This is a genomic window from Litoribacter ruber, from assembly GCF_018449405.1.
In the GTDB taxonomy this organism is placed as follows: Bacteria; Bacteroidota; Bacteroidia; order Cytophagales; family Cyclobacteriaceae; genus Litoribacter; species Litoribacter ruber.
In genome coordinates this window covers 1-14,021 of sequence record NZ_JAHCMY010000007.1, presented here as the reverse complement: position 1 = coordinate 14,021, position 14,021 = coordinate 1, and the positions used below count along the sequence as shown (strand labels likewise).

Annotated in this window: 9 protein-coding genes and 1 pseudogene; 9 read left to right on the top strand and 1 reads right to left on the bottom strand. The window is 44.3% G+C overall.

The window, feature by feature from the left end:
* Positions 1-55: 55 nt before the first annotated feature.
* On the top strand, positions 56-2,227 hold the full coding sequence (locus tag KI659_RS12655; protein ID WP_213945728.1) for a bifunctional alpha,alpha-trehalose-phosphate synthase (UDP-forming)/trehalose-phosphatase: 2,172 nt from the start codon (positions 56-58) through the stop codon (positions 2,225-2,227).
* A gap of 265 nt (positions 2,228-2,492) precedes the next feature.
* On the opposite strand, the gene KI659_RS12650 is transcribed toward KI659_RS12655, so the two are convergent.
* A complete protein-coding gene (locus KI659_RS12650) occupies positions 2,493-4,277 on the bottom strand; it encodes a glycoside hydrolase family 15 protein (protein ID WP_213945727.1) in 1,785 nt (594 codons plus the stop codon).
* Positions 4,278-4,681: 404 nt separating this feature from the next.
* Between KI659_RS12650 and KI659_RS12645 the strand changes: the two genes are divergently transcribed.
* The 8 genes and pseudogenes from KI659_RS12645 to KI659_RS12610 all read left to right on the top strand — a co-directional run.
* On the top strand, positions 4,682-5,251 hold the full coding sequence (locus KI659_RS12645) for a DUF2911 domain-containing protein (RefSeq protein ID WP_213945726.1): 570 nt from the start codon (positions 4,682-4,684) through the stop codon (positions 5,249-5,251).
* A 274-nt stretch (positions 5,252-5,525) separates the two neighbouring features.
* The gene (locus KI659_RS12640; RefSeq protein WP_213945725.1) at positions 5,526-7,952 is read left to right on the top strand and encodes a penicillin acylase family protein; all 2,427 of its coding nucleotides are present in this window, start codon (positions 5,526-5,528) and stop codon (positions 7,950-7,952) included.
* Between the two features lie 72 nt (positions 7,953-8,024).
* Positions 8,025-8,393, top strand: coding sequence for a hypothetical protein (locus tag KI659_RS12635; RefSeq protein WP_213945724.1), 369 nt, complete (start codon positions 8,025-8,027; stop codon positions 8,391-8,393).
* An 87-nt stretch (positions 8,394-8,480) separates the two neighbouring features.
* Positions 8,481-8,900: a 6-pyruvoyl trahydropterin synthase family protein gene (locus KI659_RS12630; RefSeq protein ID WP_213945723.1), complete on the top strand. Its 420-nt coding sequence runs from the start codon at positions 8,481-8,483 to the stop codon at positions 8,898-8,900.
* A 302-nt stretch (positions 8,901-9,202) separates the two neighbouring features.
* Positions 9,203-9,448 carry a GxxExxY protein gene (locus KI659_RS12625; protein ID WP_317195973.1) on the top strand — a complete coding sequence of 82 codons (246 nt, stop codon included), beginning with the start codon at positions 9,203-9,205 and terminating at the stop codon, positions 9,446-9,448.
* Between the two features lie 87 nt (positions 9,449-9,535).
* Complete coding sequence (gene lpxB / locus KI659_RS12620) at positions 9,536-10,633, top strand: lipid-A-disaccharide synthase (RefSeq protein ID WP_213945722.1); 1,098 nt, start codon at positions 9,536-9,538, stop codon at positions 10,631-10,633.
* 346 nt (positions 10,634-10,979) lie between these two features.
* Positions 10,980-13,733 carry a TonB-dependent receptor gene (locus tag KI659_RS12615; RefSeq protein WP_213945721.1) on the top strand — a complete coding sequence of 918 codons (2,754 nt, stop codon included), beginning with the start codon at positions 10,980-10,982 and terminating at the stop codon, positions 13,731-13,733.
* A 4-nt stretch (positions 13,734-13,737) separates the two neighbouring features.
* Positions 13,738-14,021, top strand: a pseudogene (locus tag KI659_RS12610) (DUF4249 family protein); the annotation flags it as partial.

Sequence of the window (14,021 nt, the reverse complement as noted above, 5' to 3'; positions counted from 1 at the left end):
CCCCCTCCATTCGGAGTTTATTTTGTGATTTCTATCAAACCTACATTTTGTCAGCATGGGAAAAACAATAATTGTTTCAAATAGGCTGCCCATCAGCCTGGATTATAAGGATGGGAAACCCGATTTTAAGACCAGTGCCGGCGGCTTGGCCACAGGGCTGGGATCCATATTTGAAGAGGCGGATAACATTTGGATCGGCTGGCCCGGAAATTATGTGGAGGATCCCGAGCAGCGTGCCGAGATTTTCCTGGAACTTCATGAGCATAAAATGGCCCCCGTATTTCTTACCCAAGAGGATATAGAGGAGTTCTATGAAGGATTCAGCAATGAAACCCTTTGGCCTGCCTTTCACTACTTCACCCAATACATTGCCTATGAGCGCCGCTTCTGGGAAGCATATGTGCGGGTCAATGAAAAGTTTTGTGAGGCCATTTTGAAAAAAGCCGATCCGGATGACACCATCTGGGTGCATGATTATCAATTACTCTTGTTGCCAAAAATGCTGAGGGACAAGCTACCCAATGCTACTATTGCCTTTTTCCAGCATATTCCATTTCCTTCCTACGAGATCATCCGGATGCTTCCTTGGAGAAGGCCCATCCTGGAAGGAATGTGTGGGGCTGACCTGATTGGTTTTCATACCTACGACGACATGCGTCACTTTCTGAGCTCTGTGGGGAGAATCCTCGGGCTTTCCAATGAAAGTGGTTACATTCAAGCAGAAAACAGGCTGATCAACGTGGATGCATTCCCTATGGGCATAGATTACACGAAGTACTCTGAATCAGCTGACAGCGAAACTACCATGGCTGTCGTAGAAAAATTCAAGAAACAGTTGGGAAGCCAAAAATTGCTTTTATCCATTGACAGGCTCGATTATTCCAAAGGGATTCCCCAGCGCCTCAAGGCATTTGATCAGCTATTTAAGCTTTATCCAGAGTATAAGGAAAAGGTTTCTCTTATCATGGTGGTGGTGCCCTCCAGGGACACCGTGAAAGAATACCGTGAACTGAAAGAAGAAATTGACACGCTGGTGGGCCGGATTAACAGTGCCTATAGTACCCTTAACTGGGTGCCAGTTCATTATTTCTATAGGGCCTTTCCGTTTGAGGAGCTCAGTGCCTTCTATAAGATGTCTAATATTGGGTTGGTGACCCCATTAAGGGATGGTATGAACCTGGTCTGCAAGGAATTTGTGGCCAGCAAAACCGACCAGCAGGGGGTGCTTATCCTTTCCGAGATGGCAGGTGCCAGCAAGGAGCTTCAGGATGCCATTTTGGTCAATCCCAATAATATGGACAAAGTGACCGAGGCACTGCACATGGCCTTGAACATGTCGGAAGAAGAACAGAAAACGCGTCTGGTATCCATGCAGGAAACCATCAAACGCTACGATATCCACAAATGGGTAAAAGTGTTTATGGACAGGCTGAAAGTTGTAAAAGATAAGCAGGAGGAGTTTCAGTCCAAAGAAATGGATGAAGAGACTATCCAGGAATTGATCGGATACTTCAAAAGTTCAAAGAAACCTATACTGTTTTTGGATTATGACGGGACTTTGGTTGGGTTTAAAAACAAACCACAAGATGCTTATCCGGATAGCGAATTGAAAGAGATTATAGAAAAGCTCTCAAAAAATGCGCAAGTGGTGATCATCAGCGGCCGGGATAAGGATACTTTGGGCAGGTGGTTTGAGGGACTTGATGTGGACATGATTGCAGAGCATGGCGTTTGGGTGAAAAACCGAAATACGGAGGTAGAGTGGGATGTGTTTTCCGATGTCGATAATTCCTGGAAAGAGGATATCCGAAGCGTGATGGATTATTATGTGCAAAGGACACCAGGTGCCTTTATCGAAGAAAAACATCATTCTTTGGTTTGGCATTACCGCAAAGTGGAAAGTGGCCTGGGCGTATTGAGGATGCGTGAACTTTTCAGTCACCTCAAATACATGGCAAGTGGCCACAATCTACAGGTGCTGGAGGGCAACATGGTGCTTGAAATCAAGCGTCCCGATATCAACAAGGGCCGGGCCGCTATGGCTTTTATGAAGGATAAGGATTATGACTTCATCCTGGCCATTGGCGATGACTGGACTGATGAGGATACTTTCAAAGCAATGCCCAAAAATGCCTACACGATACGCGTGGGGTATAACTATACCAAGGCTAATTATAACATCAAATCATCCAGTCAGGTGAGGGATTTGTTGAAGAGGCTTTTTTAAGGAGACGGAAGAACCCTTTGGGGAAAGAAAAGGGACACAGAGTTCCGCTGAGTTCTAATAGAGTTTCTCAGAGTTCCCTCATCGCGGAGAAATATGAAATGCTTGGAAAGAGTGTTAAGTAGGATTAGTCCGTAACAGGGAATTGTAAACCGCCAGAGGCGCAGCGGGCACAGAGAAAAATTTTCTCTGTGCCCGCTGCGCCTCTGCGGTTATTTATTGTTTGGTAACTACTTTTCGGTCTCCCGTCTCCCGTCTCCCGTCTTTTTCACAAAAAGCTCGGCCTATCAAGCTTGATGCCTATACGGTAGGCAGCGTTCATCAGTCCCACGTGGCTGTAGGCCTGGGGGAAGTTGCCCCATTGGGAACCGCTTTTTTGGTCCACATCCTCGGAGAAGAGTTTGAGGTGGTTGCAATATTTAATTAACGTCTCAAATCCTTCGATGGCTTCGTCCAGCCTATTTACACAAGCCAGGGCCTCGATGTACCAGAAAGCGCAGATCAGGAAGGTGGTCTCAGGCTTGCCGAAGTCGTCCTCATGCTTGTATCGATAAAAGAGGAAGTCCTTTGCCAAAAGCTCTTTTTCCAATTGCTTAAGATGGTTATTAGCCCTTTCTATGTCATTGCCAAAATAACCCATGTTAATCATCTTGAGCGTACTGGCATCCATATGCTTTACACCCACCGCCTGGGCGTAGGCCTTTAGTTCAGGGACATAGCAAGACTCTATTTTTTTGATGGCCCTGTCACGAAGTGATTCAGCTTGCTTTCTCAAACTCACATCCTCCAGTCTGTTGGCAATTTTGATTCCCGCACTTGCCCCGGCCCAGTGGAAGAGAAAGGTATAGCAGTGCTCCTGCTTGAGGTTTCTGAATTCCCACAGCCCAGCATCCGGCTCATCCATGGTCTCATCGATGCGGTCAAGGAGGGTTTTGATCATCGGCCTGGAGTGGCTTTTCTCTGATTCAATAAACCGTTTGTCAGCATAAAGCGGCAGCAAACTAACTAGGACTTGCCCATATAAATCGTTTTGAATGTGGGTGTAAGCCTGATTTCCGAATCTTACAGGCTGGTTTCCTTTATAGCCTTCCAGGTCATGGATGATCTCTGTGAGTTTGGCTTCCCCGGTTACCGAATACAGGGGTTGATACCTGCCGTTGGAGTTGGTAGCCAGGTTTTGGATGTATTCAAAGTATTTTTCAAGCTCCTCAAAGTGGCCGATATTGTTGAAGGCATTTAAGGTATAATAACTGTCCCTAATCCAGCAATAGCGGTAATCCCAGTTTCGGGTACTGCCTGGCGATTCGGGAAGACTCGTGGTGGAGGCAGCAATAATAGCCCCCGTGTCCTCAAACTGATGGATTTTAAGAATCAACAAGGAGCGAAGGACGTAGTCTTGGTGAAAATTTGTGATGCTGGTAGATTTCAGCCATTCCCTCCAATAGGCGGTGGTGGACTGGAGAAAATCTTCAGCGGTAACCTCAATTGGGGCTTCCAAGGGTCTTCCATAGGTAAAAACCAGATAGATTGGACGCTGGAGCATGAAGCTTTTTTCCTCAACCACATAATTGAGAGAGGCATTGGTGGTCAGCCTGATCTCCTGTTCCACGCCCATATAGCGGATATGGTTGCTCCCGAGGGTGGGAACGAGTTTCTTTTTTCCGTGTTCGGCCCTGGGCTGACATTTGATTTTTACTTTTGGTTCGCCTCTTACCCTTTCCACTTTTCTTACTACCATCAGGGGTTTGTAGTAGCGTCCATAGTTTCTGAATCGCGGAGCAAAGTCAGTCACCTTATAGGCATGTTCACCGTTGTATGAAATGGTTGTTTCTAATATATTGGTATTTTCTCGGTATCGTTGTTCGGAAGAGTATTCTTCCGATTCGGGAAGGATGCTGAATTCGCCACCTTTTTCCTTATCCAGCATGGAGCCGAATACAAAATCGCTATCAAATCGGGGAAAGCATAGCCAGCTGATATTGGTGTTTTTTTCGATATGGGCTAAATAGGCGCAGTTTCCGATCAGGCCACTGCCATAGGTGTGTTTGTCCATAAAACTAGTCTTAAATAGGTTTTAGGTTCGAGCAAATTTTGGGCATGGTTCTTAATCTGGGTGAAAATAGAATGTAGTACCACACTTTAATAATCAAAATCAAGGGTATGTGTTCAAAAAACAAACCATTTTTGATGTGAGGGGTGTGAAGTAAGCAGTTATTGAGAAGCCGAAGAGGTGCAGTGGGCACAAGATTTAATTTTCACCGCAAAGGTCGCTGAGGGACGCAAAGATGGAGTTAAAAGTGATAGGTACACTTTACGATAGCAATGGGCTTCAGTCTTTCATTTACCAATTATTCCAAGGCTATATAATAATTTAGAAGTTATGGCTATATTTACTAAGTTTCGGGACTATTTGGAATAAAATCCCGGGAATACTATTCAAACTAATACAGTATAACTATGAAAAAATCTAACATTCTGTTTATTGCCTTAATGCTCTTGGGCTCCAGCCTTGTAGTAAGTTGCGGGGAGAGAAGCAATGAGACCGAAAGGGATGGTGAAGAGGAGATTGTGGAAGATAGAAGGGAAGAAAGAGCCAGTCCATTGAGAACGGCCGAGGGTACGGTGAACAACCGGGAGATCCGCGTGCAATATGGTGCTCCGTCTGTGAAAAACAGAACGATCTGGGGAGATATCGCCCCGTATGATGAGGTGTGGCGTACGGGTGCCAACGAAGCCACGCATGTTGAATTCAAAGAAGAGGTTCAAGTGGAGGGTAAAAGCCTTCCAGCTGGCAAGTATTCTATTTTTACCATCCCTAAGCAACAGGGCCCATGGACAGTGATTTTTAATTCTGAATGGGATTTGGAGCACGGCCACTTCCAGTATAAGGAAGAAAATGACGTGTTGCGGGTACAGGTAAGTCCCCAGTGGGAGGATGACTCCCAGGAGCAGCTTGTCATCAAGGTAGAGGAACCGGGAATTGTCATCAGATGGGAAAAGCTGAGACTTCCAATCAAGGTAAGTTAAACCAAAGAGGCTTCGGCCTCTTTTTTCATTTTTGCACGCTCCTTATTGAAATTATCATTTAATACCTTAAATTGGTTCCTGCATCCAATATAGGATGAAAAATGGTCACGAAGGTCACAAAGTTTTAATGAGGTAGCACAAAGTGGACCGAAAAAAAGGACTTCTTTGAAACAAAAACAGGTAAAATAAGGCGTGAAGACATCGGTCATCCGACATCCGACATCGGACATCAGTCTTCCGACATCCGTCACCCAAACATCGTAAACACTATTTAATGAAATACATAGCTTTTTTAATTTCACTGATCATCACCCTGGTTTTGGCCGTGGCTTTGGCCATCAGTATCGGGCAGACACCGCCCCTGGGCAGACTTTTAGATCCCTACCACGGAGTGTGGCAGAATACTTATTCCGAGGATTATAGCAAAGACAATGAATTTAAAATTGCCGGGCTTTCTGCCCAAGTAGAGATAAAGTACGATACCAATCTAATCCCGCACATTTTTGCCCAAAATGAAGAGGACCTCTTCAGGGCTCAAGGTTTTGTAACGGCCCAGCATCGCCTTTGGCAAATGGAGTTTCAGACCATGGCTGCTGCAGGAAGGGTATCTGAAATTGTGGGCAGTGCAGCCCTGGATTTTGACAGGATGCAGCGGAGAAAAGGGCTGGGCTTTGGTGCCGAGGAAGGCCTGCAATACATCAGGGAAACTGATCCTGAAACTTTCAGCCTAATGGAAGCCTATGCTGATGGGGTAAATCAATACATCAATAGCCTTTCTTATCGAAATTTGCCTGTTGAGTACAAGATCCTCAATTATAGACCCGAGCCTTGGACTGTCTACAAAACTGCCTTATTTCTTAAATATATGGCGGATATGCTGGTGGGAGATAAGGATTTGGAATACACCAACCTACGCAAGCTCATAGGAGAAGAGCTGATGGCAGAACTTTATCCTGACTTTCCGGAGGATAATGACCCGGTAATCGAGCCTAATCGAAGATGGGATTTTACACCTATGCCAATAAATAGACCGGACAATATAATATACCCCGATGAAGAAATCTTGATTGACCCCATGCCAGCGCCTGAAGAGGGCGTGGGATCCAACAATTGGGCTGTGGCCGGATCAAAAACCCAAAACGGACATCCGATCCTTGCCAATGATCCCCACCTAAATCTAAATTTGCCATCTTTATGGTATATCATTCAATTGTCCACGCCGGAGTATTCGGTGAAGGGCGCCTCTCTGCCAGGTGCCTTGGGGGTGATTTCAGGATTTAATGAAAATATTGCCTGGGGTGTGACCAACGCCACCCGGGATGTAAGAGATTGGTATAGTATAAATTTCAGAAATGAGGACCGTACCGAATACCTATATAACGATCAATGGATCAACAGCAGCCTCCGGTTGGAAGAAATCAAGATCAAAGGGGAATCATCTTTTATTGACTCGGTGGTGTATACGCATTACGGTCCTGTGGTGTACGATCCAAGCTTCCGCGGAGAGAGCCAGCTGAAAAACTTCGCACTCAAATGGACAGCCCACTTGGGTTCCAACGAGCAAAGCACCTTCTTAAACCTCAATAGAGCCAAAAACCACGAGGATTATTTAGCCGCTTTGGAGACATTTGTTGCTCCGGCACAAAACTTTGTATTTGCCAGCAAAACGGGTGACATCGCGCTGAAAGTTCAGGGTAGCTTCCCTTTGAAATGGGATCAGCAAGGAAAGTATCTTATGGACGGGAGTGACCCTATTTATGAGTGGCATGACTTTATTCCATCCGAACAAAACCCAGCCACCAAAAACCCTTCACGTGGATTTGTGAGCTCGGCCAACCAACATTCGGTAGATCCTTCCTACCCTTACTTTGTATTTGATGACAGCTTCGAACATTTCCGAAACCGCAGGCTCAACAGCAGGCTGTCAGAGATGTCCAAGATCACGGTGGAGGATATGATGGATCTTCAATTTGACAATTTCTATTTGCACGCCTCAGAGGCTTTACCGTTGATGTTGGACTATTTGCTGGAAGATACCTTGATTTTGGAAGATGGCAATGTGCGGAGGATTGTGCAGGATTTGCAGAGTTGGAGTTTTCACACCCATCCTGAATTGACTGCGCCACCTATTTTTGAAATGTGGTGGAAGAATCTGGAAGAGAAAGTATGGGGCAAGTGGAGAAAGCCACAGGTGCCGATCGTAATTCCCAATAAATACCAAACCACTAAGTTACTGACAAACTCCCCTGACCACGAGGTTTTCGACAAACCCAATTCTGCAGTAGTGGAGACCGCCCGTGAACTGGTCAGGGAGAGTTTTGAGGCCATGTTGCAGGATTATGAAGAGTGGAAGTCCAGAGAGGATGAGCTCACTTGGGGCAATTACAAGCGGACGACCATCCAGCACTTGGTGCCTAACTTCAGGTCCTTTAGTGTGGAGAATGTGAGCACCGGAGGAGGCCGAGGCATACTCAATGCCACGAGTGAGCGCCACGGGGCATCTTGGAGGATGGTGGTGGAAATGGGTGAGCAGCCCAATGCTTTTGGGATCTATCCCGGAGGTCAATCGGGGAATCCTGGCAGCCGGTATTACACCAACTTGATAGGCAAATGGGCTAGGGGTGAGTACCTGGATGTTTCCCTTCGTCCTCAAAGCGAAGAACGGGATCTTTTATACACAGTAACTTTGAAGCAGAACTGATGTGAATGAGGCCACAAAGGCGCGAGGGCGCAAAGGAATGGCTAAGAAATTTATAATTTTGATTTAGAACTGATGAAATTTTTATTACTCTTTGTATTTTCAGTAGTGCTAGCGCTGATTTTGGGTCCATTTCTGCCATTTTATGGGTTGATGATTGCTATTGCCTTAATGGCAGCCCTAGTAGGAGGGAAGAGGATTGTGGCATTTGCCGCTAGTGGCTTGGGCGTTGGTTTGGTTTGGATTGCGGTGCCCATGTGGGTAACCCTGCAGACCGAGTCCGAACTTCCAGCCAAAATAGGCCAGATAATGGGACTTGAGAACCCAATTATTTTGGTTTTGGCTACCGGTCTGCTTGGTTTTTTGATAGCAGGATTTAGCGCTTTGACCGGGAACAGCTTCCGGAAGATCTTTGAGCAAACCGGTTCACCATATTATCGTTAAAAATCCGCCTATCTTTCTACATTAAAAATGGGCAAAAGGAATAGATAAATTCTTTTTACTAAATTTGCACCTTCAATTAGAAGGAGTATGATTTACGTTTGTAGGAAGGAACATTTCAATGCAGCTCACAAGCTGTGGAACCCCAATTGGAGCGAGCAGAAAAACAAGGAAGTTTTTGGACCTTGCGCCAACATCAATTGGCATGGACATAACTTTGAGTTGATCGTGACGGTGAAGGGCAAACCCGATGCCGATACCGGATTTGTGGTTGACCTAAAGCAACTCAGCAATGTGATCCGAGAACATGTCATCGATAAGGTGGACCACAAAAACCTCAACATGGATGTGGATTTCATGGCCGGCAAGATGGCCAGCTGCGAAAACCTCATCATGGAATTCTGGAAAATCCTCGAACCCAAAGTCCACCAAATTACCCCGCATGGGGGGTTGTATAAGTTGACGTTGTATGAAACGCCGAGGAATTTTGTGGAGTATTTCGGTGAGTAAGTTTTGAAAAAAAAATAACCGCAGAGGCGCAGAGGGGGATGAAATATTTAACCGCAAAGATTTTTAAGTTTCGCAAAGTTTTTATTCTGAGGGTCTATTTTTTATAGCGGTAAAATTGTAAATTGATTTATCATTTTTTTGATTTTTTTTAATTTAATATGGATTCATTCATGGATGAAAACCTCCTCTCAAATAAGATTATAGGACTGGCTATTGAAGTACATAAATCTTTAGGGCCAGGTTTGCTGAGAGCACCTATCAAGAATGCCTTTTTTATAAAATAACTCAAGCTGGGTTTAAAGTTGAAAAAGAAAAAAACTATGCCTGTCATTTTTGAGGGCATAAAAATTGACTGCGGATATAGGATTGATCTACTAATTGAAGATAAACTTATATTGGAACTGAAAAGTATTAAAGCCTTTGAGGAAATTCATCTGGCGCAGGTGTTAACATATTTAAAATTAAGTAACTTGAAACTTGGACTGCTAATCAATTTTAATGTGCCCTGGCTCAAGGACGGAATCAAAAGAGTTGCAAATGGAATGTGAGGTGTCTCCTTTAACAATATGGCTTTGCGCTACTTCTTATCTTTGCGGTTTATTATTGATTCATTAAGTAAATAATTAATTGTGGTTTTGAGGTATTATTTAATTGCCGGGGAACGGTCGGGGGATTTGCACGCGGCAAATTTGATCCACGAAATAAAAAAACTTGATCCGGCCTCTGAGTTCAGGGGTATGGCAGGGGATTATGCTGCCCGGGAGGGAGTGGAGTTAAGTGCGCATTATAAAGAAATGGCTCTGATGGGCTTTGTGGAAGTGGTGCTGGGATTCCGGAAAGTTTTCAAATACCTCAATCTGATCAAAAAAGACCTCCTCGAGTTCAAGCCTGATGCTTTGATATTGGTGGACTTTGGTGGGTTCAACATGCGGATTGCAAAATTTGCCAAGGAGAACAACATACTTGTACATTACTATATTCCTCCTAAAGTGTGGGCCTGGAATCAAAAAAGGGCACTGAAGCTTAAGAAATATACAGATCGAATCTATACCATACTGCCTTTTGAGCAGGAGTTTTTCAGCAAATTTGATATGAGTGTGCATTATGTGGGAAACCCGCTTTTTGATGAAATCAAGAAGTTTAAACCCCATGACTTTTTTCACCAGAAAAACCAGCTCAACTATCAGCCCATCATAGCCTTGCTGCCCGGCAGCCGTAAGCAGGAAGTGACAAATATGCTTTCCACCATGATGGGCGTGATCCCCAAGTTTCCCAATGCCCAATTTGTGATCGCAGGGGTGAAAAATCTAGATGGTGGGGTTTACCAACCGGCCTTGGATTTAGGAGTCAAAATAGTTTTTGACCAAACCTACGACCTGCTGCATCACGCCACCGCCGCAGTGGTCACTTCCGGAACAGCAACCCTGGAAACGGCGCTCTTCCGCGTGCCTCAAGTAGTGGTGTATAAAACCAGCAACATTAGCTACGCCATAGCCAAAAGGCTCATTAAAGTCCCATATATTTCATTGGTAAACCTTATAGCTGAAAAAGAAGTTGTAAAGGAGCTGATCCAGGGCGATATGAATGTTGACCAGGTGAGTAATGAACTGAATGCCATATTGGCATCGATTCCGAGAAAAGCGGAGATTTTGGACGGGTATACGCTAGTGAAGGATCGAATAGGAGGGAGAAATGCCTCTGAAGAAACTGCCAGACTAATTCTCTCAAAATAACCTATTAACCTCAATCCATAAACTATTCCCCCGTGCCTCCCCCGTATCAGTTACGGATCACCTACGGATCACCTACGGATCACTTACGGATCAGTTACGGATATTTCCGAAAATTGACTAGAAAATGGGCCGTAGGAGCTCGGAAACATCGAAAACGCTGGAATTCCGATGGGGCTTTCCGTAACTTTTCTTGGAATAGTTATATTTTTTTTTAAGCCTATTGAGAAAAATAGAGATCATGTTAAATGATTAGGTTGAATTAGTTATTATTTGTTTTGTTTTTAAAAAGAAAGTAATAAATTGATACCGTTATTTTAGTTGGTTTCGATTGCTTACTTGTTGTTTAATGAAACAAAAATTACTTTTCCTTCTATTTGTTTTAATTTTTCCAAAGCTCCTTTCTGCCCAAAAAATTGATCAAGATCGAATTTCAGGGACATTTTTCGGGTATTCCTTTGACAGGTTTGTGGATAAAATTGAAAGAGAAACCTCCTATGTTTTTTATTATGACCAAGAGCAGCTAGCCCAAATCAAGGTGAGTCTGGTAGCTGATGAGCACACTGTAGAGCAGTTGCTTAGAAGTGTTTTTCAGGATACTGACTTCAAATTTGCCATTGATTCCCAAAAAAGAATTTTCATCACCCAAGGTAAAGCCATGCGGGTGAGATTTCCTGCCTTGGCAGTTTCCAAAGATACCTTGAGTCCTGTCGCCGATACCTTAAGCCCAAGAGCTGAAGAGGTGGATAGCAGGGGTGATTATGCTGAAAACAGGATATGGACAGTAGGACAACGGGCCTCAGGAGCGGGGGATGTGAAGATTGAAGGTAGAGTTTTGCTGGAAGGAAAAAATGAAGCAGTTCAGGGTATGAGTGTGGTGGAGCCGGTGACTGGCAAGGTGACCATGACGGATGAAAATGGCTATTACACCCTGGCTCTACCGCGTGGATTACAGCATATCCGGTTGCAAAGGTTTGGACTTCCTGTAGTCCAAAGGCATGTAAATATTCTAGGACCCGGGACTTTAAACATTTATCTGGAGGAAGATTACCTGTCACTAGGTGAGGTAGTGGTCACGTCCGAGCAACCCAAAAACATCAGCCAGGTAAATATGGGTTCAGTCGAACTTGATATAAATACCATCAAAAAGCTTCCCGCAGTATTAGGTGAAGTAGATGTAATCCGAGCAATTCTGTCCACGCCAGGTGTGAAAACAGTAGGAGAGGCCAGTGTGGGGTTCAATGTTCGGGGTGGAGCTGCAGATCAAAACCTGATTATGTACAATGACGCCACCATCTTTAACCCAGCACATATGTTCGGGATTTTCTCGGCTTTTAATTCTGATTTGGTGGAAGGTGTGGAGCTGTATAAGGCCGGAGCCCCCATGGAATATGGCGGCCGTCTATCTTCGGTGCTCGAAGTGAAAGGCAAGTATGGAAACCAAGAGAAAATTCAGGGTAGTGGGGGGATTGGGTTGCTGACTAGCCGTTTTTCTATTGATGGGCCTGTTTCATCCAAAACGACTTTTGCCGCGGGCATCAGGGCCACATATTCTGACTGGCTGTTGGGCTTCTTGGAGGAAGGATCGGGATTCAATAATGGTCGGGCTTCTTTTTATGACGCCAACTTAAGTATTCAGCATGAGATAGATTCGAAAAATTCTCTTCGCCTAAATGCCTACCAAAGTGGAGACAGCTTTAGGTTTGAGAGGGATACTACATTTTCATACAGCAACCAGAATTTTAATGTAGGCTGGACCCACAGATTTAATGAGGACTTTACAGGAGACTTTGTGATTGGTCAGGACCTGTACTCATTTGGTATTGAAAGTAACTTAATGCCTGAAAACGCATTTGATTTTGGGTTTAACTTAGGACAAATTCACGCTAAGGGGAAATTTGATTATAGGCTTTCCGACTCCCACCAATTTACTTTCGGAATAGGGGCAGTACATTTTGACTTGGAACCGGGATTTATCAGGCCTGGCACAGAGGAATCCACCATTGCCAGATCGGATGTGAGCAGAGAAAGAGCGTTGGAAACAGCCTTATTCTTTGGAGATAAGTGGGAGGTCAACAATAGGCTTTCAGTTGACTTGGGGGTTAGGTATGTTATGTATCAGTTTTTGGGGCCCACTACTGTAAACTTATATCCAGAGGGAGTCCTCAAAACCGCGGAAACCCAGACAGGTACCGAGGTTTTTGAAGGAGGGCAGATTGCCCAAAATTACCATGGTCCTGAATTCAGGGTTTTCGGTAGGTACATTTTGAATAATTCCACTTCCTTAAAAGCAGGATTTAATAATTCGCGTCAGCATCTCCATATGGTGACCAACACTGCCGCCATTTCTCCCACCGATACTTGGAAGTTAAGTGATCCCCATCTCAGGCCTCAATTGGGACAGCAGGTGACTTTGGGGCTTTTCAAAAATCTTAAGAAAAACACGCTGGAAGTATCCACGGAAGTATATTACCGAACCATGGAAAATTTGCTTGATTACCGAAGCGGAGCAAGCCTGATTTTGAATGACAACATAGAGCGGGACGTGATCCGATCAGAAGGGAAAGCTTATGGGATGGAATTTATGATAAAAAAGGATGTGGGTAGGCTGAATGGCTGGTTGAGCTATACGTATTCACGATCATTGATTCGTTCGGCTCCAGATGAGATTGGCCAGAAAATCAATAATGGAAATTGGTACGCAAATAATTTTGATCAGCCCCATGATGCGCTTTTGTTTTTAACTTATGAATTGACCAAGAGAGTTTCACCGTCTATAAATGCAAACTACAGCACTGGAAGGCCCATTACCTTACCAATAGCCAAGTTCAGCTACCAAGGGGCGGAAAGGATTTTCTTCTCAGACAGGAATGCCCACCGCATACCCGATTATTTCCGAGTAGATTTTTCGGTGAATATCGAAGGAAATCATAAAAGTAAAAAGCTGGCCCATTCTTCCTGGTCATTGGGGATTTACAATGTGTTGGGAAGAAGTAATCCTTACTCAGCTTATTTTGTCCCGGTAAACAGTGTATTGCAAGGCTATCAGCTATCCATTTTTGCACAGCCTATTCCATTTGTGACATATAATTTTAAGTTTTAAAAACATGAATAGACTGGTCTCTAGAATTTTTGTATCCAAGTATCTATCAATAATAGTTCTTCTTCTGGCTTCTTGCCGGGAGTTTTATGAACCTGAGATAATCACCCAGGATTTTGGGTTTTTAGTTGCCGAAGGATATGTGGAATTGGAAGGGAAGTCGACCTTGAAGTTGGGCAGGACGGTAACCGTGTATTCAGAGCAGTCCATTAATCCAATCAATAATGCCACCGTATTTCTTACTGGGTCGGAATCAGGAAGCTGGCAATTTGCTTTGGAGGAGGATGGAAC

Coding starts and splice junctions, on each gene's coding strand:
- KI659_RS12655 (WP_213945728.1), top strand. CDS start 56: ATGGGAAAAACAATAATTGTTTCAAATAGGCTGCCCATCAGCCTGGAT.
- KI659_RS12650 (WP_213945727.1), bottom strand. CDS start 4,277: ATGGACAAACACACCTATGGCAGTGGCCTGATCGGAAACTGCGCCTAT.
- KI659_RS12645 (WP_213945726.1), top strand. CDS start 4,682: ATGAAAAAATCTAACATTCTGTTTATTGCCTTAATGCTCTTGGGCTCC.
- KI659_RS12640 (WP_213945725.1), top strand. CDS start 5,526: ATGAAATACATAGCTTTTTTAATTTCACTGATCATCACCCTGGTTTTG.
- KI659_RS12635 (WP_213945724.1), top strand. CDS start 8,025: ATGAAATTTTTATTACTCTTTGTATTTTCAGTAGTGCTAGCGCTGATT.
- KI659_RS12630 (WP_213945723.1), top strand. CDS start 8,481: ATGATTTACGTTTGTAGGAAGGAACATTTCAATGCAGCTCACAAGCTG.
- KI659_RS12615 (WP_213945721.1), top strand. CDS start 10,980: ATGAAACAAAAATTACTTTTCCTTCTATTTGTTTTAATTTTTCCAAAG.